Annotated in this window: 21 protein-coding genes; 6 read left to right on the top strand and 15 right to left on the bottom strand. The window is 34.0% G+C overall.

Annotated features, from left to right (window positions below):
- The 4 genes from ACRHOC_RS09830 to ACRHOC_RS09845 form a co-directional block, all read right to left on the bottom strand.
- Complete coding sequence (locus ACRHOC_RS09830) at positions 1-564, bottom strand: TlpA family protein disulfide reductase (RefSeq protein ID WP_431158461.1); 564 nt, start codon at positions 562-564, stop codon at positions 1-3.
- Positions 565-573: 9 nt separating this feature from the next.
- Positions 574-1,245 carry a Crp/Fnr family transcriptional regulator gene (locus ACRHOC_RS09835; RefSeq protein ID WP_431158462.1) on the bottom strand — a complete coding sequence of 224 codons (672 nt, stop codon included), beginning with the start codon at positions 1,243-1,245 and terminating at the stop codon, positions 574-576.
- Positions 1,246-1,367: 122 nt separating this feature from the next.
- A complete protein-coding gene (locus tag ACRHOC_RS09840) occupies positions 1,368-3,635 on the bottom strand; it encodes an aconitate hydratase (protein WP_431158463.1) in 2,268 nt (755 codons plus the stop codon).
- A gap of 197 nt (positions 3,636-3,832) precedes the next feature.
- Positions 3,833-4,975: an acyltransferase family protein gene (locus ACRHOC_RS09845; RefSeq protein ID WP_431158464.1), complete on the bottom strand. Its 1,143-nt coding sequence runs from the start codon at positions 4,973-4,975 to the stop codon at positions 3,833-3,835.
- 54 nt (positions 4,976-5,029) lie between these two features.
- Here ACRHOC_RS09845 and ACRHOC_RS09850 point away from each other — a divergent pair, with 54 nt between their 5' ends.
- Positions 5,030-6,181, top strand: coding sequence for a hypothetical protein (locus ACRHOC_RS09850; protein ID WP_431158465.1), 1,152 nt, complete (start codon positions 5,030-5,032; stop codon positions 6,179-6,181).
- Positions 6,178-6,765, top strand: coding sequence for an SCO family protein (locus ACRHOC_RS09855; protein WP_431158466.1), 588 nt, complete (start codon positions 6,178-6,180; stop codon positions 6,763-6,765). Before ACRHOC_RS09850 ends, ACRHOC_RS09855 begins: the two co-directional genes overlap by 4 nt.
- Here ACRHOC_RS09855 and ACRHOC_RS09860 read toward each other — a convergent pair.
- From ACRHOC_RS09860 to ACRHOC_RS09875, 4 genes are read right to left on the bottom strand one after another with little or no spacing between them, the layout of a single operon-like run.
- A complete protein-coding gene (locus tag ACRHOC_RS09860; protein WP_431158467.1) occupies positions 6,762-7,715 on the bottom strand; it encodes an AAA family ATPase in 954 nt (317 codons plus the stop codon). The two genes, ACRHOC_RS09855 and ACRHOC_RS09860, sit on opposite strands and share 4 nt — an antisense overlap.
- A gap of 4 nt (positions 7,716-7,719) precedes the next feature.
- Positions 7,720-9,078, bottom strand: coding sequence for a peptidylprolyl isomerase (locus tag ACRHOC_RS09865; protein ID WP_431158468.1), 1,359 nt, complete (start codon positions 9,076-9,078; stop codon positions 7,720-7,722).
- A gap of 40 nt (positions 9,079-9,118) precedes the next feature.
- The gene (locus ACRHOC_RS09870; protein WP_431158469.1) at positions 9,119-9,970 is read right to left on the bottom strand and encodes a peptidyl-prolyl cis-trans isomerase; all 852 of its coding nucleotides are present in this window, start codon (positions 9,968-9,970) and stop codon (positions 9,119-9,121) included.
- Positions 9,971-9,976: 6 nt separating this feature from the next.
- Positions 9,977-11,920: a peptidylprolyl isomerase gene (locus ACRHOC_RS09875; protein ID WP_431158470.1), complete on the bottom strand. Its 1,944-nt coding sequence runs from the start codon at positions 11,918-11,920 to the stop codon at positions 9,977-9,979.
- 249 nt (positions 11,921-12,169) lie between these two features.
- On the opposite strand from ACRHOC_RS09875, the gene ACRHOC_RS09880 reads away from it, so the two are divergent.
- Both ACRHOC_RS09880 and ACRHOC_RS09885 read left to right on the top strand, forming a co-directional pair.
- The gene (locus tag ACRHOC_RS09880) at positions 12,170-12,631 is read left to right on the top strand and encodes an SRPBCC family protein (RefSeq protein ID WP_431158471.1); all 462 of its coding nucleotides are present in this window, start codon (positions 12,170-12,172) and stop codon (positions 12,629-12,631) included.
- Entirely contained in the window at positions 12,618-12,854 is a 237-nt protein-coding gene (locus ACRHOC_RS09885) for a hypothetical protein (protein ID WP_431158472.1), read from the top strand. Before ACRHOC_RS09880 ends, ACRHOC_RS09885 begins: the two co-directional genes overlap by 14 nt.
- Here ACRHOC_RS09885 and ACRHOC_RS09890 read toward each other — a convergent pair.
- From ACRHOC_RS09890 to guaB, 4 genes are all read right to left on the bottom strand, one after another.
- A complete protein-coding gene (locus ACRHOC_RS09890) occupies positions 12,851-13,996 on the bottom strand; it encodes a lycopene cyclase family protein (protein WP_431158473.1) in 1,146 nt (381 codons plus the stop codon). The two genes, ACRHOC_RS09885 and ACRHOC_RS09890, sit on opposite strands and share 4 nt — an antisense overlap.
- The gene (locus ACRHOC_RS09895) at positions 13,996-14,631 is read right to left on the bottom strand and encodes a carotenoid biosynthesis protein (RefSeq protein WP_431158474.1); all 636 of its coding nucleotides are present in this window, start codon (positions 14,629-14,631) and stop codon (positions 13,996-13,998) included. The genes ACRHOC_RS09890 and ACRHOC_RS09895 overlap by 1 nt, the downstream gene beginning before the upstream one ends.
- Positions 14,632-16,107, bottom strand: coding sequence for a 1-hydroxycarotenoid 3,4-desaturase CrtD (crtD, locus tag ACRHOC_RS09900; RefSeq protein WP_431158475.1), 1,476 nt, complete (start codon positions 16,105-16,107; stop codon positions 14,632-14,634). It lies immediately after the preceding gene.
- Positions 16,108-16,245: 138 nt separating this feature from the next.
- The gene (guaB, locus tag ACRHOC_RS09905) at positions 16,246-17,718 is read right to left on the bottom strand and encodes an IMP dehydrogenase (RefSeq protein WP_431158476.1); all 1,473 of its coding nucleotides are present in this window, start codon (positions 17,716-17,718) and stop codon (positions 16,246-16,248) included.
- A 229-nt stretch (positions 17,719-17,947) separates the two neighbouring features.
- On the opposite strand from guaB, the gene ACRHOC_RS09910 reads away from it, so the two are divergent.
- Positions 17,948-20,179: a TonB-dependent receptor family protein gene (locus tag ACRHOC_RS09910; protein WP_431158477.1), complete on the top strand. Its 2,232-nt coding sequence runs from the start codon at positions 17,948-17,950 to the stop codon at positions 20,177-20,179.
- A gap of 63 nt (positions 20,180-20,242) precedes the next feature.
- Here ACRHOC_RS09910 and ACRHOC_RS09915 read toward each other — a convergent pair whose 3' ends face one another.
- A complete protein-coding gene (locus ACRHOC_RS09915; protein WP_431158478.1) occupies positions 20,243-21,106 on the bottom strand; it encodes a hydroxymethylglutaryl-CoA lyase in 864 nt (287 codons plus the stop codon).
- A gap of 45 nt (positions 21,107-21,151) precedes the next feature.
- Positions 21,152-21,769: a LysE family translocator gene (locus tag ACRHOC_RS09920; RefSeq protein WP_431158479.1), complete on the bottom strand. Its 618-nt coding sequence runs from the start codon at positions 21,767-21,769 to the stop codon at positions 21,152-21,154.
- Positions 21,770-21,856: 87 nt separating this feature from the next.
- On the opposite strand from ACRHOC_RS09920, the gene ACRHOC_RS09925 reads away from it, so the two are divergent.
- Positions 21,857-22,777, top strand: a complete 921-nt coding sequence (locus ACRHOC_RS09925; protein ID WP_431158480.1) for a spondin domain-containing protein — start codon at positions 21,857-21,859, stop codon at positions 22,775-22,777.
- Positions 22,778-22,784: 7 nt separating this feature from the next.
- Here ACRHOC_RS09925 and ACRHOC_RS09930 read toward each other — a convergent pair whose 3' ends face one another.
- Positions 22,785-23,807, bottom strand: coding sequence for a quinone-dependent dihydroorotate dehydrogenase (locus ACRHOC_RS09930; protein WP_431158481.1), 1,023 nt, complete (start codon positions 23,805-23,807; stop codon positions 22,785-22,787).
- Positions 23,808-23,850: the final 43 nt, after the last annotated feature.

Below are 23,850 nucleotides of genomic sequence, written 5' to 3' on the forward strand. Positions count from 1 at the left end.
CTATTGCTGTATTAAGGAAGTTAGTTGTCCCTTAACATTAGAACTGTACCAATCTACAGCGCCTTTTTCATCTACTACAATTTCACTATTCTTATTAAGAATAAAAGTTCTTGGAATTGAACTTGTCATTAATTCTTTTGGAATTTCATTAGTGGAATTATAAACTTTAAAGGTGTAGTTGTTCTTATTCTTAAATTTCTCAACAATATCCAAGGCATCATTTGTAATAAATAGAAATACGACCTCTTCATTGTATTCATCATATAATTTTTGAAGGCTAGGCATTTCAACGATACATGGTGGGCACCATGTGGCCCAAAAGTTAATAACAATTACTCGATTATTAATTTCACCTAAGTTGACAATATCTCCTTGATCGGAAACTAATCTCCAATTCTTTAAATCTACGTTTAAACGATCCTCCTCTTCAATAATAGTAGATTGATTTACATAACTTAACCCTTTATGAAGAAGTAATTGAATCTGATGCCTAGATTGAGGAATAATCAAGACAGCAATGACGACTATAAATAAAATATTTTGCTTGTTAACTTTAAATCCCATTAAGCAAAATTAGGCAGAAGTTTTATAAATCCTTATTTGTTTTCTGTCAAAATCTATAACGCGATCCTCTTTGAGTTCATTCATTAGGATATTTAAAGTAGGTCTAGAAACTCCAATTAATGAGGCAATATCTTTTTGTGTATAAGGATGATTAATTATGTGATCACCAGTTTGGTTACAATCATATCCGTAATCGGTACATAATTCTTGTAGAAACTCCATTAACCTTGTCTTAGAGTCCTTGAAAAGAAGCAACTGTAGTCGCCTTTCTAACTTCATAAATTTAAAACCAATAAACTTATAGATTTTAAAACTGAAAGATCTATTAGAGCGCATTAGCTCATGCATCGTATCTACACCTACTGGGCAAATTGAAGTACTAGAATCTATAGATTGCGCAAATTCTTGGCGCGTTCTCTGGCCAAGAATAGCACGTTCACCGAACAACTCTCCTTTTTTAAGAATCGCCTTTACGACTTCTGTACCGTCTTCGTTGTAATAACCAATTTTAACTTTTCCATCCTCGATTAAAAAGACTTTATTTGCAGAATCTTCTTCAAAATATATGTAATCACCTTTATTATAAGAATCAAAATCATGACATGCTTTATATTCTTTAAACTTATGTGGACATAGCATGCCAAATAAATTTACATCTTCAAAAATCCAAATTGAGTTCATCAGGACTGGTTTTATAGTTATAAAAACTATGGTCGAAGTGAATAATAAGTCCTTACAAAAAAAGCAATAAAAAAACTCCTAGGAATTCCTAGGAGCTCATTTATATAGGAAATATATAATTTCTAAGCGTTCTGCTTTTTAATCAAATTTAATGCAGATCCTTCTTTATACCATTCGATCTGAGCATCGTTATAAGTATGATTTAATGCAATAACGTCTTTAGTACCATCACTATGTACCACTTCTACGTGGAGTGGTTTGTCTGGAGCAAACTCATTTAAATCGAGGAAGTTAAAGGTATCATCTTCTTGTATTAAGTCATAATCAGCCTCATTTGCAAAAGTTAATCCTAACATCCCTTGCTTTTTAAGATTCGTCTCATGAATACGTGCAAATGACTTTACAATAACGGCAGCAACACCTAAATGTCTTGGTTGCATAGCCGCATGCTCTCGAGAAGAGCCTTCACCATAGTTATGGTCTCCGATAACCACAGACCAAATACCATTCTTTTTGTACTCGCGTTGTGTATCTGGTACACCACCATAATCACCAGTCAATTGACTTTTTACAAAATTCGTTTTCTTATTAAAAGCATTTACTGCTCCAATTAAAGTATTATTGGCAATATTATCCAAGTGCCCTCTAAAACGTAACCAAGGACCTGCCATAGAGATATGATCCGTCGTACATTTTCCAAATGCTTTAATTAACAATTTCGCTCCTGTGACATTATCTCCTATTGGTTCAAATGGTGTTAAAAGCTGTAAGCGTTCTGAAGTTGGATTAACTGTAACCTCAACACCGCTACCATCAGCAACAGGTTCTAAATAACCATTTTCTTTAACATCAAACCCTTTAGGTGGTAATTCCCATCCTGTTGGCTCATCTAACATTACTTCTTCACCGTTCTCATTTATTAAGGTATCTGTCATTGGGTTAAAATCTAGACGCCCAGCAATAGCAATTGCTGCAGTAATTTCCGGAGAAGCTACAAAGGCATGCGTATTTGGGTTACCATCAGCACGCTTCGCAAAGTTTCTATTAAACGAGTGAACAATACTATTTTTCGGTGCATTTTTAGGATCACTGTAACGCGCCCATTGCCCAATACATGGCCCACATGCATTTGTGAATATTTTGGCATCTAGTTTTTCAAATACTTGAAGAATACCATCACGTTCAGCAGTATATCTCACTTGTTCTGAACCTGGGTTAATCCCAAACTCCGCCTTAGTTTTTAATCCTTTATCTAAAGCCTGTTGTGCAATAGAGGATGCTCTAGACAAATCTTCATAAGAAGAATTTGTACAAGAACCTATTAAACCCCATTCCACCTTCATTGGCCAATCATTTGCTTGTGCCTTATCTGTCATTTCAGATCCTACAGAAGTTGACAAATCTGGTGTAAATGGTCCGTTCAATAAAGGACCTAATTCAGATAAATTGATATCAATTACCTGATCAAAATATTGCTCAGGGTTTTCGTAAACTTCAGGATCAGCTGTTAAATGAGCTTTTATTTTATTAGCCTCATCAGCAACATCTTCACGATCAGTTGCTCTTAAGTAACGCTCCATAGATTCATCATAACCAAATGTAGAAGTAGTAGCTCCAATCTCAGCTCCCATATTACAAATTGTACCTTTACCAGTACAAGACATTGAAAGTGCTCCAGGACCAAAATATTCTACGATAGCACCTGTACCACCTTTAACCGTTAGGATTTCAGCCACTTTAAGTATAACATCTTTAGGTGCTGTCCATCCAGATAGCTTACCTGTTAATCTAACACCAATAAGTTTTGGAAATTTAAGTTCCCATGCCATTCCTGCCATTACATCCACTGCATCAGCACCACCTACTCCAATAGCTACCATTCCAAGTCCACCAGCATTCACCGTATGCGAATCCGTACCGATCATCATACCACCAGGAAAAGCATAATTTTCTAAAACTACTTGATGAATAATCCCAGCTCCTGGCTTCCAAAATCCTATACCATATTTGTTAGATACAGACTCTAGAAAATTGAATACTTCACTACTTGTATTATTGGCATGTTTTAAATCTACATCAGCACCACTTTTTGCTTGGATTAAATGATCACAATGCACTGTTGTTGGAACCGCAACTTTAGGTTTACCAGCTTGCATAAACTGTAAAAGTGCCATCTGAGCTGTTGCATCTTGACACGCAACTCTATCAGGTGCAAATTCTACATAATCTTTACCTCTTCCAAAGGCTTCAGTTGGTTCTCCATCCCAAAGATGAGAGTATAGAATTTTTTCAGATAGGGTTAAAGGTTTACCTACAATTTCACGTGCTTTGTTCACGCGATCTCCCATGGTTTCATAAACCTTTTTGATCATGTCAATATCAAATGCCATATGCTATATTTTTAATTGATTTACATTGAATATTCCGATACTTCATCGGGTGAGCAAAATTAAGCATTTACGCCCACTTTTAAAAATATGTAATGATTTACGAAAACGTTTAAGAAAAACTTATTAAAAGCGTAAAAAATTGAAGAGCTTTTGACGAATCATCATTTTTTTTAATAAGATTTTATTAAGTCAACAATTTAATTTGCCTTAAACCTTTTTAAAAAAAACGGTTTGTCTCTTAAATCCATAAAAGGTTTCTCATAAAATCGATATAATAAGTAAGAACTAATAAAAGTAAGCATGAGATAAGCAATCAAATACGCATACAATGGAATATCAACTAATCCTTCCGTTGGAAAAAAGTATTTAAGCAATTGTAATACAACAGAATAATGCAACAAGTACATTGAATATGATATTACACTAATGTAGGTAATGGGAATTAAGATTAGTTTAGGTGCTGTTTTAATGCTGGATAGTAAAGGTAAGCACATTACAAAAACCAAAGAATTTATCGGTAGATATAAGACTTCCCAAAAAAATGAGTGACTCTCTATGAATATTTTTTGAGCTGGTATAACAAAATTTAATGATGCTAGAATAAAAAGTCCTAATAAGAACAAAAAGTGACGGTACTTTTTCCAAATTTTAGGTTTTAAAATTGACACCCAAGATGCCAACACACCATAGTAAATCCCATCTATTCGATAAATAGTGACAGCTTTAAGGTTAACATTCCAAAAAATCATGTCCTTTACCTCGTTATTGATGTTATAAAATACCTTGGTCACCATAAAACAAATTATAATGAGCAAAGTCATGATTCCAAAAAGGTATTTACGCTTTACAGGTAGTCTTAAAAACATTACTAGATAAAGAAGTAATGGACCAATTATGTAGGCAAACTCTTCAATGGGTAAACTCCAAGATTCCCCAAAAAAACCTGGCATTTCAGTAGAAAAATTTTGCAAGAAGAAAAAGTAGCTTATAATATTTTCAGGTAGTGAGGCCTTAAAATATATAACTAGGCCAATGTTTACGAGTAATATTAAATAATAGTTAGGTAATGTTCTAAACCAACGCCTAATCCAAAAGTAACCTACTTTTTTAATGGTAAATTCATCATTAACAAAAGCATTGTATATTATTCTGCCTATTAAAAAACCACTTAGAACAAAAAATATTTCTACTCCTAATAATCCAGAAAGGCTTAATACTTCAGTCACTAGATTTTTTGTTCTTGGAAGTATCCAAAGTGCATGTGAAAAGACAACCATAAGTATGGCTACGGCTCGCATTATATCTAATCCAAAAATGCGATTATCGTAATTAATTTTCATATGCTCAACTTTAAAACTTTCGTTTTATAAATTTGTTATAAACTCGTTTAAAACATGAAGTTAAGTTTTAAAAGTATATCTATTTTTCTTTTTATAGTAGCAGTTGGTGGTATTATTTATTTTTTTAATCTAAAAACACGGCACCAAGAACTTATTAAATCGAAATTTTTATATGGTCTTAATATTGTAGATTCAGAGTGGGATAAAGAGCTTTATGAAAACAAAGTTGTTTTTACTACACCAACTTTTGTAATTAGTAACCTATATAAGTCAATGGAAGGTCCTAAATCGGATCAATATTTAGCCATCGATAATTCATCGGAGGAACTACTGTGGCTTACTTCATTTAAAACAGAAGCCTTTTTATCTGATGAATCTACTCGAATGCCAAATGATTTTGTCTGTCATACTAATTTTGAATATCGCGATGCCGAGCATTACAACCGATGGAATCTTACCGAAAGAATAAATAAACAATATCCAAGAATAACCTCAATAAGTAATGGAATTGAAGCCTTTGAATTACCAGAAGGTTTTGGTTTTCCGGTATTTTCTAACGAACGTATTTTTCTGAATGCTCAAGCCTTAAACCATAATGTAACAGATTCTATCTTTAATATTAAGCATAAGATTGAAATAGGTTTTATAAAGCATGGTGAAAAGCCATTAAAAGCGCTACAACCAAAGACTTTATATATGATGTTTCCTTTCGATATGGATAATCCTTTTGTTGGTCCTACCGATAAATTACCAAATGCGTGTATTCCAGTTGAAACAAAAAATCACACCTATTACGATGATAAAGGTAATCCACTATCTGGCCACTGGTTGTTTTCACCAGGAAGACATCATTATACCTTTAATGCAACACAGCAACTGAGTATCAAAGACAGTATAAGACTTCATCAAATCACCTCTCATTTACACCCTTTTGCAGAACGTTTACAGCTTGTAGACAAAACAACAAATACAGTGATTTATAATTGTGAAAGCGAAAATTTTGAGGAAAAAATTGGTTTAAAAAGTACACCTACTTTTACAAGTACTGAAGGAGTTTGGCTCTATGAAAATCGTGAATATGAAATGACTTTAAAGGTTAATAATACGACCGATACAGATCAAGAAATGATGGCAAGTATGGCTATATTTTATAATGATGAAGAAATGACCAAGAAAACCAGTGCTTATAAATCTATTGAGCAATGAGACTTCGCTTTTTGCTTTTATTAGGATTAGTAATTCTATTCACTTGTGAAACCCAAAGTAAGCAACTGCCAATTTTGAGTTATACGGTAAATGACCAAGGTGTAAAATCCTATTACCAGATTACTTACTCTAACTTTATCAATCAACACAACGAAGAATTTAAGACTCCAAAAGACAAAGTTTACATCGCAAATTTCTTTTTTACGAGATGCCCAAGTATTTGCCCACCAATGCGTTATCAACTCACCAATCTGGCTGACAGCTTTTCATCTGAGAACTTTATGATTATTTCACATACCATTGATCCAAATTATGATACACCAGCGGTATTGAAAACTTATGCTGAATCTACTGGTATTGACTATAAAAAGTGGCAATTCTTAAATGGGTCTGAGGAAAATACCAAAGCGCAGGCTAATCAATTTAAAACTAATTTTAGACCAAATGAAGATGGCACAGATTTCTATCACAGTAGCTATGTGGCTTTAGTGGATAAAGAAAATAGAATACGTGGCTTTTATGATTTATTAGTACCTAGAGAAGTAGTACTATTAAAAAAAGATATTCAAATTTTGTTGGATTAAAACAAACTTTGAATAATTTTTTCATCCGTAATACCTTCAGCTTCTGCTTTATAGTTCTTAATTATTCTATGCCTAAGAATACCTGTAGCTATAGCTTGAATATTCTCAATATCTGGTGATAACTTACCAGTTGTAGCCGCATGTGTTTTGGCGGCAAGAATAAGATTTTGTGAAGCTCTTGGACCAGCTCCCCAATCTACAAACTCATTGACTATAGATGCCGCATTGTCGGTATTTGGTCTTGTTTTAGAGACTAAAGAAACAGCATATTCAACAACATTATCTGCAACTGGTATACGTCTGATGACATGCTGAAAATCCATGATTTCTTTTGCAGTGAACAATGCATTTACTTTTTGTTGCACATCTGTCGTGGTGGCTTTCACAACCTCAACTTCTTCCTTAAAAGAAGGGTACTGTAGATTTATGGCAAACATAAAACGGTCTAATTGTGCTTCAGGCAAGGGATATGTACCTTCTTGTTCAATTGGGTTTTGCGTTGCCAATACAAAGTAAGGAAGATTTAGTTGGTAACGATGACCTGCAACGGTAACTGCACGCTCTTGCATCGCTTCTAACAATGCAGCCTGTGTTTTTGGAGGTGTTCTATTAATTTCATCCGCCAATATTATATTTGCAAAAATAGGTCCCTTTATAAATTTAAAGTTTCTATTCTCATCCAATATCTCACTACCTAAGATATCACTCGGCATTAAATCTGGTGTAAACTGAATTCGTTTAAAATCGAGCCCTAAAGCTTGAGCTATTGTATTTACCATTAATGTTTTTGCCAATCCAGGAACGCCAATAAGTAAAGAGTGGCCACCAGAAAATATAGAAATCAATATTTGATTCACTACCTCTTCCTGCCCAATAATAACTTTTGAAATTTCCTTTTTTAAGGCTCCGTATTTCTTAACGAAATCTTCAATTATGGCAACATCTGACATAGACTTATTGTTTTAACCAATTACTCTGATAATCACAATTTCTATATTCGCCATTTATCTTAACGTAAGTGTCAATTATGGTTTTTCTTTGCCATTTCTCAATAGCCTTAACCTGTTTATCTTGAAGTGCTAAATCCTTAATTTTTAAATAATCTCTTGCAAAATCAGCTTTGTGGTCATCGATTCTATCGGTAACCGTCATAATCTTGAATTTAACCGTATTAATTCGGTCTTCATCTTCGATAATTTGACTAATCTCACCATCTTTTAAATTCTGTACCTGGCTGTATAGTTCAGGCTCCATTCGGGTAAGCTCAAAATTAAAATCTTGTGTCGTTGGATTTGTAAGTTGTCCTCCTTCAAATTTGGTTTCCTTTTCATCACTAAATTCTCTAGCAGCATCTGCAAAGGTGACTAAACCACTAACAATTTTTCCCCTTACCATTTCGATTTCGGCACGTGCTTCATCTACTGCTTCCTTAGTAAGCTCAGGTCGAAGTAGTATGTGTCTTACATCATACTCCTGACCTCTCACCTTTTCTAAATAAACAATGTGAAATCCAAAATCTGTTTCGAAAGGCTCAGATATCTCACCTTCTTGTAAATTAAACGCCACATCACGGAATTCTTTAACCATTCTAGGGCGCTTTCTATTCATAGTTGGTAAAAGACCACCATTATTTTTAGAACCACTATCTTCTGAGTAAAATAATGCTTTAGTTGTGAAGCTGGCGCCATTCTCCTCAACGTCTCTCTTAAACTCTTTAAGACGGTCGATAACAGCTTGTTTTGCCTCTTGAGTTACTTCTGGAATAACGACTATCTGTGCCAATTTTAATTCCGTCCCAAATGTTGGTATTTCATCTTCGGGTATTTCGTTGAAAAATGTTCTTACTTCTTCAGGAGTAATTTCAATTTCACTAATAACCTTATCCTGCATCTCTTTAGCCAAATAAGCATTTTTATTAATCTCGTACATTTCCTCGCGTAGGGCCTCCTCTGAATCTTTTTTATAAAAATTTAAAAGACCTGCCATATCGCCTCTTGTTTGAGCTAATATACCTTCGATCTGTTGATCCACAAGGGATTGTATATAAAGTTCATTAACTAAAATACTATCTTGTATCGCTTGATGCGCATATAATTTACTCTCTAACAAGCTACCAAATAGTTCACATCTTGTTACACCCTCAAGGTCTGCACCTTGGGCTTTAAGCTGCGCTATTTCTCTATCTAAGTCTGATTCTAAAACAATAAACTCTCCCACAACCGCCGCAACACCATCTGCCTTTAAACGTGTTTTATTGACTACAGAATCTTTCTTAACCTCTGGTATCACCTCTTCGATTATTTCTTGTGACATACCAAAATTGAAGCTTATAAAACAAACTATTAATAACAGTCTAGTCATAAATTTCAAACTTTTTATTTTTAATTGCATCTTTTGTAATCTCATATTCGAGTTGCTTTATCAGCTCTAGTTTTCTTTTATTAATAACGATTTGCTTGATTGATTTATTAACGTATTCTAAAGGTGCATAATCGTTCTGTCCGCGGACATCATTCACGTGCATCAAATATAGGTTTAATGAATCTTTGAGTTGTATAAAATTAGATTTTTTTAACAGTTGCCCTTTATTTTCCGAATTGACTACTGGTACCTTATCTGCAACTTGAGAATACTTAACCCAAAGACTATCATTTAATGAGTATGCTTTAAATTGAACTGATATAGAATCTAAATAACGTTTGTCATTATTATTAAAGCGTTTAAAGCGCTTTGTTATCGTATCTAAATTAATTGGGTTTTGCTGTAAACTGAGATACCTAAGTTGTAAAATATCATCATTAAGCTTAAAGCTTTCCTTATTCGCCTCATAAAACAAGTTAGCTTCTTCAATGGTTACCAAAGTATCAATATTCTTCTTAACGAGAGCATCTAAATACGCTTTAGTATACAAATCGATTTTATACTGTTCTACCAGTTTGTTAAATGATTCTTGCTTAACCTCATTTAAATTCAATAGTGCGCCATCCATAAGTAATAGCTGAGATGCCCAACGATTAATAAATTGGTTTACAATAACTGTACTATCGGCTTTAGAAGCACCTACTGGTACCAAGTCCTCGATATCTTCTTTATACAAATAAGTCTCATTAACGCGTGCGACAGCATCTTCTTCATTTTGCTTTTTGAAGAATTCGCAACTCGCGAGAAGGAGCGCAAATAGCAATATGTAGCAACAGCGTTTCAAATAAACTTATTTATTAATTATGGCTCTGACTTCCTCAAGAACATCTTTATTGACATCTATCTGAAATTTCTCATATAGACCATTTATCCAATTGGATTCAATTTCCTGCTGATAGTCATTAATAACAGCACCTTTAGCCTCTTTAAGTGTTTTTGGACCTGCTTGTAACAGTGCGTTTATTTTTATAACATGAAAAGCCTCATTATGATCATAAACACCTGATACACCAACTTCTTTCTTAATATCTGATGGCAACCTGTCATCATTTGATGGGTATATTGCCGTTGTAAAAATTACATTTTGCTTTTTATCAGAATTTAAAGCTTCTGAGATCTCAACATTTGTCTTACCCTTCTTCATCAGTTTTAAGATCTTATTCGCTTTCTTAGCATCTGCAGTTGTAGCCATAACAAAATCTAGGCGCTCTTCCCATTGATAATTACCTTTGTTTTTCTCATAATACTCTTGTAACCCTAGAGTGTCCTTAGAAGCTTTATTCCATATCTCCTTTTCCATTAAATCAAAGAGCAATAAGCCATCTCTATATTCTTTTAAAATATTGGCGAACTCTATATTCTCATGTTCTAAATTACCCTCTCTATATCTTAAAATGGTAGACTCAAAAAACGATGCAAATTCTTTATCAATAAGATCTTTTGCAGGCATAGGCTTACTCGCATATAAGCGTTGTGCTGAAAGTATATGTCTACCAAAGTCGTTATAGGTGTAATCACCTCCATTGATACTAAATAAGATTTCATTCTTATTAAAATCTTCAGGAAGACGCCAAGACCTTCTAAAGTAGTCTTCGGAAATTAAAGAAACAAAATATGGTTTTGCTTCTTCATTATAAGTAATATCATAGCGTCCTATTAATTCCTCAACCATAGCCTGATTAATCAATTTAGATCTAGAGTCTCGCTTTACCTTGGCTTCTATAGTAGGCTTTAATTCTTCAAAAGATTCTATAGGTTGCGCTTTAATGCGTTTTACAATATGCCATCCATATTGTGTTTTAAAAGGCTCACTAATAGCATTATTTTCCTTTAATGCAAAAGCCTCATTTTCAAATATTGTTGAGCTCAATTGACCACTTTTAAACGGTGACAACTTCCCACCGTTTTTCGCAGAACTTTTATCATCTGAAAACTGCTTAGCTAAAGCATCAAATGGTTCTCCTTGCAATAACTTTTTATAAATCTCATTAATTCGCTTTTCCGGATCTACTGCAGAATCTTTTTGTTTTAAGCTAACCATTATGTGAGCTGCTGTAATAGTACCTCTTGAAGGCCTTTTCTCATTAACCTTAACAACATGGTAACCAAACTGCGTTCTAAAAGGTTGAGAAACTTCCCCTACTTCAGTATTATATGCTGCAGATTCAAAATCGTAAACCATTTTAAAAGCAGAGAAGTAGCCTAAATCCTCTACAAATACTGTTTTACCGTCATGCACATCCGCTTTTAAGGCGTCTATTCCTTCATTAACTAAGCGTTCTCTTAATTCTAAAATTTTATTATAAACACCAACCGTATCCTTAACAGCTTCATCCAATCGCACTAAAACATGAGAGGCATTAATATCCATACTATTTCGATCATAAGCTTCTCTCACCAGCTCATCTGTCACTTTATTTTCGGATAGATAGTTCTTTGTGAGTTGTTTTTTATAACTCATAAACTCCCTTTTATATTTTGGATCTTCATCTAACTTCAATCGCTTCGCTTCTCTTAGCTTTAATTGATATTCGGTGAATAATTTTAAATAACTATCTATATTTTTTTGGTTTTCGTCCTTAACCAGATCTAGATTCTTATTATAGACTCTAATGAACTCAGAAGATCTAATAGATTGGCCATCTACAGTTAAAAGTATTGGATCTTTTTCTTGCGCTTGGAAGGTTTGCAAAAAAAGAAATAGCACCACTAATAATCTTAACTTAAACATCATAACAATTCTTTTTTTATCAAATTTTTAATGCGGTTTTTGAAGTAAAGCAAAAATATAATAATCTATAGATTCTACAATAGTTTATCAATCCTATAATAACGATAATTTCTAATATTATTTTATCTAATTTTTAATTAAAAAATAATCTTAAGCCACCTTAAATAATGCCTTTGAGGAGATCAAACTAAAAAAATCAGTTCTTTGAATTGATGTTTTTTATATCTTTAATATTGTAGCTAAACCAACCTCATGAAATATACTACCGAAATCTTAATTAATAAACCCATAGATGATGTGATATGGAAAATGAATTCTTCTGAAAATATGATTCATTGGCAAGAAGGATTAGTTAGTACAGAGCATATTTCTGGGGTCCCTGGTGAGTTTGGAGCAAAAATGAAATTAAATTATGATTTTGGAAATAGGAAAATGGAACTTATAGAAACCATTACAAAAAGTAATTTCCCATTTGAGTTTCATGCGACTTACAATACTAAGGGCATACACAATATTCAACAGAATTTTTTTGAAGCTACAAATGAAGGTCAAACAAAGTGGATTTCTAAAAATGAATTTCAGCCTACCACCTTTGCCATGCATGCCATGTTGTTTTTAATGCCTCGTGCATTTAAAAAACAAATTAAAAAATATATGACGAATTTTAAGAACTTTGCAGAAAAAGGAATTTCTATAAAAAATGCGTCATCTTAAACTTATTTGGGACTTTAGAGGTCCTGCTAGCCAAAAAACAGCAGAACATCATCTAATTCACCTCAAGGAATACATTGTTATAAACAATTTAAATATTGAAATTACTGGTGTTGAAATCATTAACGAGATGCACTGTTTGGCCTATTTAGTTGTTCCAGAAAATGAGATGATCCCAATTAGAGATGCGTTAAAACCTCATCGCGGACAGATTTATCAAGGTTAAAACAACCGCTTAAAAAATGCAATTAAAAATTGCTTTGTAGGGACTGACGTAATTATAGACAGATCCTCAACATAGGTAGTCTCCTCGTCTAAAAATTTCAGAATTATTTTTGTTTTTGCCTTTTTAAATAATGAAGCGAAAAGCTTAGAGCCTTTTTCGTTATGATTAGCTAAAACATCTAAGAATAAAAGATCATAAAACCAAAATTTAGAATTATGATGAAATTTTGAAAGGTCTTCGTTATGCTTAAGAAACTTAATTAACGCTTTGGTTTTTTTGGTGGTATTTCTAAATGTGTAACCTGTACTTGCTTTGGTCCAGCCACCTGCAGTTCCTATTTTTAAAACATTGGAGGTGTTCAATTTTGAAAACTTGAAAGACGTCATCGGTATCGACCCTTTTTCTTTTTCAATTATTTCAAACTCATTTATTCCCTTATCGTCTAAATATGTTTTTATCGCTTCTTCATACTCCTCAAAACTAAGGAGATCCTTTGAAAATAAGGTGTACTCTAATAGCGCTTTATCCTTTGAAATTGGTAACACATACATAAAACGTGTGTTTCCTTTCTGAGGAATAGAAAAATCCATAAAAGTGGCTAATGAATCATCAAATTGCGGTGTCTTGGTTATTACAAACCATCCCACAAAATGTTGCTGCAAAACAGGATATTCCTCTTGTTCAGAATAGACTGAAGGTTTTACTAAGCTATCGAATACTTTCTTTCCAGAATATGTATTATCTGTTGCTTGAACTGCAACTTCACCTTCACCTTCTTTAATTTCCTTAACCTCTGTCTGTATAAAGGAAATATTTGATTTTTGATTTATGGTTTGCCATAGTTGATCATAGAATTTACCACTTCTAATCATCTTATAACTATAAGAGCCAAGGTTAATTCTCTGCGAGTAATCATGGCTTCCAAAATAAATAGCATTCCATTCTTTTCTCAATAAACTATCCCATTCTCCTGTTCCTTTTTCCCAATAACACCATGTCCTGTCATTTCCTTTTTCAAGTTCTCTATCAATTATAAGTATCGATTTAGAATCAAAGTAAGAATCCTTTGCCATTCTATACGCTAGCATAAGTCCCGAAGCACCTGCACCTAATATTATGTAGTCGTAATTAGAATCAGCCATTAGTAAAATAGAAATATTGTAAAAAAGACAACAATTGATATGTAGACGTGGATTGAAATAGTAGTATTGGTTTTAATCTTAAATGACTGGTATCCTAAATGTGCAATAAATGCAGTAGTGAGCCAACCGATATAATTTTGAAGAGGTACGCAACCATTCTCAAATTCCCAAAAATCGAATCGAGGAGCCGACACCTCAATAATAAAGTCTAAACCTGTCATTAAAGCTGCTCCCAACAATGCTGTTAAAATCTTATTTTTTGATAATAAACTTGCTATATCTGCAGTTGCCATAGTTAGCAGTGCCCAATTAACGCAAATCATGAGTGGAACACCTAGAATTTTATATCCAAGATTTTCACCGTATGCATAGTCACCGAATATTAAACCATAATTTACACCCAGTGCCTCTGTAATAAACCCTAAGAAGAAAGGTATTGCTATTGCAATGATTAATTGCCATTTAAATTCTTGAATGTTCGCGAGGATAATAAGAAAGGTTAAAAGCAAATTAAAAGGTGTCATACTCAAAAACCATTCTGAATATTCAGGCGATAAGATTCCTGAAATTCCTGAAATGGAAAACAACCAAATCAAGAAAATGGAAAAATATTTAATAAACTTCTTATCTACCATTTAGTTGGCCTTTTCAATTAAGTCCGAAACAATCTTTCCAGACAATAAGCACAATGGAATTCCGCCTCCAGGATGCACACTACCTCCACAGAAATAAAGATTTTTGATAGCGTTTTTAAAATTTGGATGTCTTAAAAATGCCGCAAACTTATTATTACTTGCCGCTCCATACAGTGCACCTTGATAACTTTGTGTTCTAGATTCGATAGTGCGTGGCTCTAATATATGTTCATAATCGATTAGCGTCTCTAAATCAACCTCCAATAATCTATTTAGTTTCGCAATAATATTACGTCGTGCATCTGTTATAATCTCATCCCAATCTTGTCCTGTATTACTCGGTACATTTATCATTACAAACCAATTTTCACATCCATCAGGTGCATCGTCTGGTTCTTCTTTGGAGGTGATATTTATATACACTGTTGGATCATTGTAGACTGACTGTTTATTAAAAATAAAATCGAATTCAGTTTTGTAGTCCTCCGAGAAGAAAATATTGTGGAGATCTAGCTCAGGAAAATTCTTTTTAATTCCCCAATAAAAAATCAGAGCTGAACTGCTCCGTGGTTGACTTAAAATCTTCTCTGGAGCTTTTTGTGTTTTTAATAGATGTCTATATGTGGGTACCACATCAGAATTAGAAACAACAATGTCTGCTTCAACAAATTCTGTATCGACCTTTATTCCTTTCACCTTTTTATCCTCTACCTCAATTTCTTCAACTTTACTATTAAACTGAAAATCAACACCAATATCTTTAGCCAGTTGATATAAGCTCATAGTAATAGAATGCATACCACCTTTTGGGAAAAAGGTTCCGTAATATTGCTCTAAATGAGGAATCATTGACATTATACCTGGTGTTTGATATGGGGAGGATCCATTATAGGTTGCAAACCTATTAAAAAACTGAACTAGACGTTGATCTGAAAAGATATTTTCATTGTAGTCATTAAGGCTTCGATTGATATCCAAGCCATTTATTCTTAATATGGCGTTTAAGGTATCACTATTAAGATATGTCGACAATTTATGTAATGACTTTTCTAAAAATAAAGAGCCCGTTAGATCATACTTCCTTTTACTTTTATCAAGGTAATCTATAATGGCATTCCCATTTACATTGAAAGTTCTTGAAGCTTCTTCAGCAAATTGTTTTTTATCAGCAAAAGCACTGAAGCGTGTACCATCTTCATAAAAGTAATTACAGATTACAGATTTTTTATGATACTGAAAATAGTTATCTATGGGTTTATTAACGACTTTAAAAAGGTCTTCGATAAACTGAGGCATTGTAAATAATGACGGTCCCATATCGAAACGGTACCCCTTTTCCGAAAAGGCCGTCAGCTTTCCTCCTGGATAGTCGTTTGCCTCAAAAACAGAAACCTGATGTCCTTGTGCTTTTAATCTAATCGAAGCTGCGATACCAGCTATACCAGCACCGATAATAACGATAGTCTTGTTGGTCATATGCAATACAAAGATAAGCGCAATTGCAGTTTTCTGAGCATTGTATTAACATTTCATAAAGTTTTTGAACCTACAACCTTAAATAAAAAAACAGCATCATTTGATGCTGTTTAATACTATTTCAATTTATTATGAAAATTATCTTGAATAATTAGGTGCCTCTTTAGTGATTGTTACATCGTGAGGATGACTCTCGTTAATTCCACTAGCCGTAATTTTTACAAATCTTCCAGTTTCTTTTAATGTCTCTATGTCTTTAGCACCACAATAGCCCATTCCTGCACGCAGACCACCAACGAATTGGTGAATACTTTCAAATAGTTCGCCCTTGTAAGGCACACGTCCTACAATACCTTCTGGTACAAGTTTCTTTATATCATCTTCAACGTCTTGAAAGTAACGATCCTTACTTCCTTGTTTCATGGCTTCAACAGAACCCATACCTCTGTAAGACTTGAATTTTCGTCCTTCATATATAATCGTTTCTCCTGGACTTTCCTTTGTACCAGCAAGCAAAGATCCTAACATTACAGTATCTGCACCTGCTGCTATCGCCTTAGGAATATCACCTGTATATCGTATACCACCATCAGCAATCACGGGAACACCAGTTCCTTTAATGGCTTGGGCTACTTCAAGTACAGCCGAAAATTGTGGGAATCCCACACCTGCAACTACACGTGTTGTACAAATGGATCCTGGACCAATACCAACTTTTACAGCATCTGCTCCAGCCTCAACTAAATATTTAGCCGCCTCGCCAGTGGCTATATTACCAACAATGACCTCTAATTGAGGGAATTTATTTTTTATTTCTTTTAAAACTAATACAACACCCTTGGTATGTCCATGAGCTGTATCGATAACCACAGCATCGACACCAGCATTAACCAATGCTTCAGCACGATCTACTGCATCGCCTGTTACACCAATGGCGGCAGCAACACGTAATCTTCCGTAGGAATCCTTATTAGCAATTGGTTTCTGCGTTACCTTAGTAATATCTCTAAAGGTTATTAAACCTGCTAAATTGTAATTGTCATCGACAATTAAAAGCTTCTCAATTTTGTTAGCTTGTAAAATTGCTTCAGCATCTTTTAATGATGTTCCAACTGGTGCTGTAACAAGATTTTCACTTGTCATAACCTCAACAATTGGACGTTGGTTTTCATGTTCAAATCTTAAATCGCGATTCGTAACAATTCCTTTTAACTTGCCTTCATCATCTACAATTGGAATACCGCCAATACTATGCTCGCGCATAGCATTCTTAGCATCAATCACCTGAGCACTCATTGGTAAAGTTACTGGATCTAGGATCATACCACTTTCAGCACGTTTAACACGACGTACTTTAGCGGCTTGATCTTCGATAGTCATATTTTTATGTAATACACCAATACCACCTTCTTGTGCCATAGCAATAGCCATTTTACTTTCGGTTACTGTATCCATAGCTGCGGATACAACAGGTATATTAATGGTAATATTTCGAGTAAACTTTGATTGAATGTTTACTTCGCGCGGTAATACTTCTGAAAATGCTGGAACTAATAGGACGTCATCGTAGGTTAGACCTTCACCTAAGATTTTGTTTTCGTGTGCTGTCATGATGCAATTAAAATATAATTGCGTGCAAATATACGTCTTTTTTCGCTTTTCTAATGTCAACTAAAGGTTAAATGACATAAGCGAAGTTTTCTATTTGATCTTGTAACGTATTCATCTACAAATACATGTAAAATTTATTTTTATTTATTCTAAATAAAGTTTGAAAATCGATAAATCAGTTCTATTTTTGCAATTGTTAAAACATACTATTTTTATTCAATCTAAATAAATGAAATTCAAATTTACCCCTCTATTACTAGGTTTAACTCTATTAACCAACCTACAAGCACAAGAAAACACTAAAAAAACTCAAAAAGATTCTATCCAAAGTTTGGATGAAGTGATTATTGATGCCAATGCCATATTTGGGAATAAATATGTTGCAAGAAATAGAACAGGATCTGCATACTATTTATCTCCTGAGGAATTACAAAAATTCAGTTATACCGATATCAACAGAGCACTAAGATCGGTACCTGGAGTTACTTTTTATGAAGAAGATGGATTTGGATTACGTCCAAATATTAGCTTAAGAGGAACTTCTCCTCAACGAAGCGCTAAAATCTCTATTATGGAAGATGGTGTTTTAATTGCGCCTGCACCTTATAGTTCACCTTCAGCCTATTATTTCCCTTCTGTAGCAAGAATGCAGGCAGTTGAAATCTTAAAGGGAAGTAGCCAAGTTCAATTTGGTCCATTCACCACTGGTGGTGCCATAAATATGATTTCTACTCAAATCCCAAATACACTTACTGGCCAAATTAGAGCAAACTATGGGTCTTTTAATACGAGTCAGTTACATGCTCGTGTTGGCGATAGTAAACCAACATTAGGTTATATGGTTGAATACCTAAACTACAATTCTGATGGGTTTAAAGATTTACCAGATAATAGTAATACAGGATTTGATATTAATGAAGTTGTAGCAAAATTTAGAGTAAACTCTACAGCCGAAGCTAAACTACAGCAATCACTAGAAGCTAAATTTCAATATTCGGATGAAGTATCTAATGAAACTTATTTAGGTCTTACTGAAACTGACTTTACTAACTTACCATTTAGTCGCTATGCATCCTCACAGGATGATGTAATGACGGCAGAACATGTTCAACTCATGTTGACTCATACCTTAAATTTCACAAAGAATTTTAGAATTACAACAAATGGATATTACAATAAGTTTACACGTAATTGGTATAAGCTAGATGACGTTGTATTTAATGGTGATAAACAAAGAATTGCTGATGTGATTTCAAATCCAACTCAGTTTCAAGACCATTTAGATATTGTTAGAGGCGATGTTAACTCCGACGCAGATGCACTTTTGCTAAAAGCAAATAATAGAGCTTATTATTCTAAAGGCATACAGACTAAACTTGATTATCATTGGTACGGTGAAAACACCTTCCATGATTTAGAAATTGGTGCAAGGTATCATTATGACGAAGAAGATCGTTTTCAGTGGGAAGATGGTTATAATATTATTGATGGTGAAATGACACTTACGTCATTAGGTGCGAGAGGTGCTCAAGGTAATCGTATAAGTACCGCAACTGCCTTTGCAGGCTATGTAATGTATAAATTCAAATATGATAACCTAACCCTTACACCTGGTTTACGTTATGAGAATATTGATTTGGAGCGAATTGACTATGGTAGCAACAACCCAAGCAGGTCAAATACAAATGTATCTGTAAGAACAAATTCATTAGATATTTTTATTCCTGGAATTGGGTTTAATTATGATATAAAGAATGACCTCTCGGTATTTGGTGGCGTACATAAAGGATTTTCACCACCTAGTAATCAACCAGGACAAGATGCAGAAGAGAGTATTAACTATGAACTAGGGTCACGTTTTGTTTTTGGTAATCTTAGGGGTGAAATTGTTGGATTCTATAATGATTATAGTAATCTGTTAGGAAGTGATATTGCCGCTACTGGTGGTACAGGGTCATTAGAACAGTTTAATGCAGGTGAAGTTGCAGTAAGCGGAATAGAATTATTACTCAATTATGATTTAATGGCTAAGAACGAAAACTTCTCAATGCCTGTAACTTTTGGTTATACTTATACAAATACGGAGTTTCAAAATAGCTTTGATAGTGCAAATGGAATATGGGGAGAAGTTACGGAAGGTGATCAATTACCTTATATACCAGAACACCAATTCAATGCAATGCTATCATTAGAACATGCTAGATATGAATTAAATTTTAGTGGTAGATATAATGGAGAATTTAGAACACTTGCTGGTCAAGGCGATATCCCAAGTGATGAATTAGTGGATTCTAATTTTATAATCGACTTTTCAGCAAAATATCATTTCACAAAAAAATTAAGTGTCACTGGCAATGTTATCAACTTGTTAGATGAAACCTATGCAGTCTCTCGAGTGCCTGCTGGGTTAAGACCAGGACATCCCTTAGGAGCTAATTTAGGATTAGAGTTTAGATTTTAAAACTTTAATTGGTAAAATATTAGTAATGAGCGCTATTTTATTTAAAAGTAGCGCTCTCCTTTTTTAATGATAAACTTTAAAGATTTTACTTGCCTCGTTATAGGCACTTTCAAAGCTCATTGCATTAAGATTATGTGCTTTTTTTTGTGTAAAGTAGGATAGCATTTTTTCGGTAGGCATATTACCAGTAAGCTCATCCTTTGCCATTGGGCAACCACCAAATCCTTGTATTGCACCATCAAATCTTCGGCAACCTGCATTATAAGCTGCATCAATTTTCTCAAACCAAGTAGTAGGCGTTGTATGTAAATGTGCTCCGAATTCAATATCCTTATACTTAGGAATAAGGTTTGAAAAGAGATATGTAATATTCTCCTTATTTGAACTACCGATAGTATCGCTTAAAGACAAGATTTTAACACCCATAGTCGCCAATTTTTCGGTCCACTCACCTACTATTTCAACATTCCAAGGATCTCCGTAGGGATTTCCAAAACCCATTGAGATATAAACAACTACCTCTTTTTTACTTTTATCTGCAATCTCCAATATCTCATTGAGTGTGGTTACAGATTGCGCTATAGTTTTATGTGTGTTACGCATTTGAAAATTCTCCGAGATTGAGAATGGGAAGCCAAGGTAATCGATTTGCTCATGTGTAGCAGCATCATTTGCACCTCTTGTATTTGCAATAATCGCCAAAAGTTTACTCTTTGTTTGTGACAAGTCTAGTTGCGACAATACCGTAGCTGTATCTACCATTTGAGGAATAGCTTTGGGTGAAACAAAACTCCCAAAATCTATAGTATCAAATCCCACGCGCAACAAGGACTGTATGTACTGAACTTTCTTTTCAGTCGGAATAAAATCCTTAATTCCTTGCATAGCGTCCCGTGGACATTCAATAAGTTTTACCTGGTCATTCATTACACCAAATATAGGGTTAAGAAAATCGATTTCATAACCTAAATCTTATAACAAGATAAAAACAGCAATACCGACAAAAACTAGAATTTGCAACCATTTAAACACCAATCCAGATTTATTGTGATTTAGTGTATATGCTTTAATTTCTCCTGCGAGTAATGCGATTGTGGAAAAAATAAGAAACGAAATCAGCATAAAAATTCCTCCAAGAACATAAAACTGAACTACTGTACTTAAGCTGTCACTAAAGAGAAAACCAGGAAAAAAAGCTAGAAAGAAAATGGTCACCTTAGGATTAAGGACATTCATAAAAAAACCTTGAATAAATAAAGCCTTCAAACTCTTTTTAGGCGCCTCACTTGTAGAAAGATCAATATCAGCCTTCGATTTATAAACCATATATGCCAAATACAATAAATACAGAGCGCCAAAAATTTTTATCCCTAAGAAAATTGTGTCATTTGACTTTATAATAGCCGAAACACCAAATGCCAATAATGAAGTGTGCACAATACAACCAGTAATCAAACCACAGACTGTCGCCAATCCAAATGACTTTCCATTAGAAATACTCTGTACAAGTACATAAATATTATCTGGTCCTGGAGAGATTGCTAATGCAGCAGTGGCAAGAGCGAATGATATAAGAATCTCGATATCCAATATTAAAATTTGCTCTAAAATACATTAAATGAAAATATCCTGTAAGGTTGTTGCCGAATAAACAACTAATTCTATTAAACTACTACTATGAACAAAATTACAATCTTACTTTCATCCCTATTCTCCTTTGTTTTAATTGGCAATGCCCAATCTACTGCCACGTACGACATTAATTTTACGAGTACATGGAATTCTAATGATCATGGAACACTTCCAGGCAATGCACATTGGTCGAATTTAGTGGGTGCTAATCACAATAGTAACATTACATTTTTAGAAATGGGTGGTACAGCAACACAAGGCATAGAAAATGTTGCTGAACTAGGTTCTAATAGTGTATTTAATGCCGAAGTTCAGTCAGCAATCAACAATGGAGATGCCGAACAATGGCTAGAACAAAGTTTTGCACCTTTTGCAGCGATTAGCTCTGCAACATTAACAGATATTACCGTTTCAGAAGATTTTCCATTATTAACAGTTTTATCTATGATTGCGCCTAGCCCAGATTGGATTATTGCTGTTAACGGCTTAAATCTATGGGATACCAATATGAACAAATGGAAAGACAGTTTTACTGTTGATTTATATCCATATGATGCAGGTACTGAAGAAGGGTTTGGCTATTCTACAAGCAATGCTCCTACGGTTCCTCGTGGGGTTATTGCTAATATAGCAGGTGTGTCAGGATACCCTTTTAACACAGAAAAAATTGGAACACTAACGGTTACATTTAAAAGTACCTCATTAAGTATAGATGAAGTCAATTCACTTGGTAATTTGAGACTTTATCCTAATCCTACAAATGGGAATAGTATTAACTACAACAGTCCGACTGTTATTGAACGTGTGGAATTTTATGACGTACTCGGAAAATTAGTTAAACAAACAGAAGTCTTAATTTCTTCTTCTGCCACAATTGGAATCAACGAACTTAATTCTGGACTCTATCTTGTTAAATTCTATGATAGCAACAATAACTCGACAACCAAAAAATTGGTTAAAAAATAAGATCGAATTAATGTTTAGCCTTCAATAGGGCCTTATTAATAGATTTTACCAGTTTAGGGCCCTCATATACAAAGCCTGTATAAAGTTGAACGAGGTCGGCACCAGCATTGAATTTTGCTAATGCATCCTCCGCGGAATGAATACCACCAACTCCAATAATTGGGAAAGCTTTATTGCTTTTTTCTGCTAAAAATCTAATAACTTCAGTGGATCTATGTGTTAGTGGCTTACCACTAAGACCACCTGCTTCCTTTTTGTTTTCACTAGTTAAACCGTCTCTAGAAATTGTTGTATTAGTAGCAATAACACCATCAATTTTGGTAGTCTTTACAATTTCTATAATGTCCATTAACTGTTCATCCGTTAAATCTGGAGCAATTTTTAATAGTATGGGTTTTTGATTTTCTTGATTAAAATTTAAAACCTGTAGCGCCTTGAGCAAATCCGTTAATGGCTTCTTATCTTGAAGGGCTCTCAAATTTGGTGTATTAGGAGAACTGACATTAACAACAAAATAGTCAACATAGTCAAATAAGGCCTCGAAGCATAACTTATAATCTTCTGTTGCACTTTCATTAGGCGTCACCTTATTTTTACCAATATTTCCACCAATAAGTACATTATTATTTTTCTTCAATCTTTCGACTGCCGCTTCTACGCCACCATTATTAAATCCCATTCGATTAATGATTGCAGAATCTGATTTTAATCTGAATAATCTCTTTTTTGGATTTCCAGGTTGTGGCTTGGGTGTAATAGTCCCTATTTCTATAAAACCAAACCCAAGATTTGAAAGTTCATTGTATAACTTGGCATCCTTATCAAAACCTGCGGCCAAACCAACTGGGTTTTTAAATTTCAATCCAAATAACTCGCGCTCTAAAGAAGGATCATTAACTTGATACATACCACGAAACATTGCTTTAACACCAGGGATTTTAGACAGGTTTCTAATTAATGAAAAGGTAAAATAATGGACTTTTTCTGGATCGAATAAGAATAAAATTGGTCGAACAAAGACTTTGTACATGGTGTATTACTTTGAACTGCAAAAATAATAATCTAAATACTTT

The organism is Winogradskyella poriferorum (genome assembly GCF_050618035.1).
GTDB lineage: Bacteria > Bacteroidota > Bacteroidia > Flavobacteriales > Flavobacteriaceae > Winogradskyella > Winogradskyella poriferorum_A.

What these genes read in the sequence shown, in the direction of transcription:
- ACRHOC_RS09830 (WP_431158461.1), bottom strand. Translation starts at nt 564, where the DNA reads ATGGGATTTAAAGTTAACAAGCAAAATATTTTATTTATAGTCGTCATT.
- ACRHOC_RS09835 (WP_431158462.1), bottom strand. Translation starts at nt 1,245, where the DNA reads ATGAACTCAATTTGGATTTTTGAAGATGTAAATTTATTTGGCATGCTA.
- ACRHOC_RS09840 (WP_431158463.1), bottom strand. Translation starts at nt 3,635, where the DNA reads ATGGCATTTGATATTGACATGATCAAAAAGGTTTATGAAACCATGGGA.
- ACRHOC_RS09845 (WP_431158464.1), bottom strand. Translation starts at nt 4,975, where the DNA reads ATGAAAATTAATTACGATAATCGCATTTTTGGATTAGATATAATGCGA.
- ACRHOC_RS09850 (WP_431158465.1), top strand. Translation starts at nt 5,030, where the DNA reads ATGAAGTTAAGTTTTAAAAGTATATCTATTTTTCTTTTTATAGTAGCA.
- ACRHOC_RS09855 (WP_431158466.1), top strand. Translation starts at nt 6,178, where the DNA reads ATGAGACTTCGCTTTTTGCTTTTATTAGGATTAGTAATTCTATTCACT.
- ACRHOC_RS09860 (WP_431158467.1), bottom strand. Translation starts at nt 7,715, where the DNA reads ATGTCAGATGTTGCCATAATTGAAGATTTCGTTAAGAAATACGGAGCC.
- ACRHOC_RS09865 (WP_431158468.1), bottom strand. Translation starts at nt 9,078, where the DNA reads ATGTCACAAGAAATAATCGAAGAGGTGATACCAGAGGTTAAGAAAGAT.
- ACRHOC_RS09875 (WP_431158470.1), bottom strand. Translation starts at nt 11,920, where the DNA reads ATGATGTTTAAGTTAAGATTATTAGTGGTGCTATTTCTTTTTTTGCAA.
- ACRHOC_RS09880 (WP_431158471.1), top strand. Translation starts at nt 12,170, where the DNA reads ATGAAATATACTACCGAAATCTTAATTAATAAACCCATAGATGATGTG.
- ACRHOC_RS09885 (WP_431158472.1), top strand. Translation starts at nt 12,618, where the DNA reads ATGCGTCATCTTAAACTTATTTGGGACTTTAGAGGTCCTGCTAGCCAA.
- ACRHOC_RS09890 (WP_431158473.1), bottom strand. Translation starts at nt 13,996, where the DNA reads ATGGCTGATTCTAATTACGACTACATAATATTAGGTGCAGGTGCTTCG.
- ACRHOC_RS09895 (WP_431158474.1), bottom strand. Translation starts at nt 14,631, where the DNA reads ATGGTAGATAAGAAGTTTATTAAATATTTTTCCATTTTCTTGATTTGG.
- crtD (WP_431158475.1), bottom strand. Translation starts at nt 16,107, where the DNA reads ATGACCAACAAGACTATCGTTATTATCGGTGCTGGTATAGCTGGTATC.
- guaB (WP_431158476.1), bottom strand. Translation starts at nt 17,718, where the DNA reads ATGACAGCACACGAAAACAAAATCTTAGGTGAAGGTCTAACCTACGAT.
- ACRHOC_RS09910 (WP_431158477.1), top strand. Translation starts at nt 17,948, where the DNA reads ATGAAATTCAAATTTACCCCTCTATTACTAGGTTTAACTCTATTAACC.
- ACRHOC_RS09915 (WP_431158478.1), bottom strand. Translation starts at nt 21,106, where the DNA reads ATGAATGACCAGGTAAAACTTATTGAATGTCCACGGGACGCTATGCAA.
- ACRHOC_RS09925 (WP_431158480.1), top strand. Translation starts at nt 21,857, where the DNA reads ATGAACAAAATTACAATCTTACTTTCATCCCTATTCTCCTTTGTTTTA.
- ACRHOC_RS09930 (WP_431158481.1), bottom strand. Translation starts at nt 23,807, where the DNA reads ATGTACAAAGTCTTTGTTCGACCAATTTTATTCTTATTCGATCCAGAA.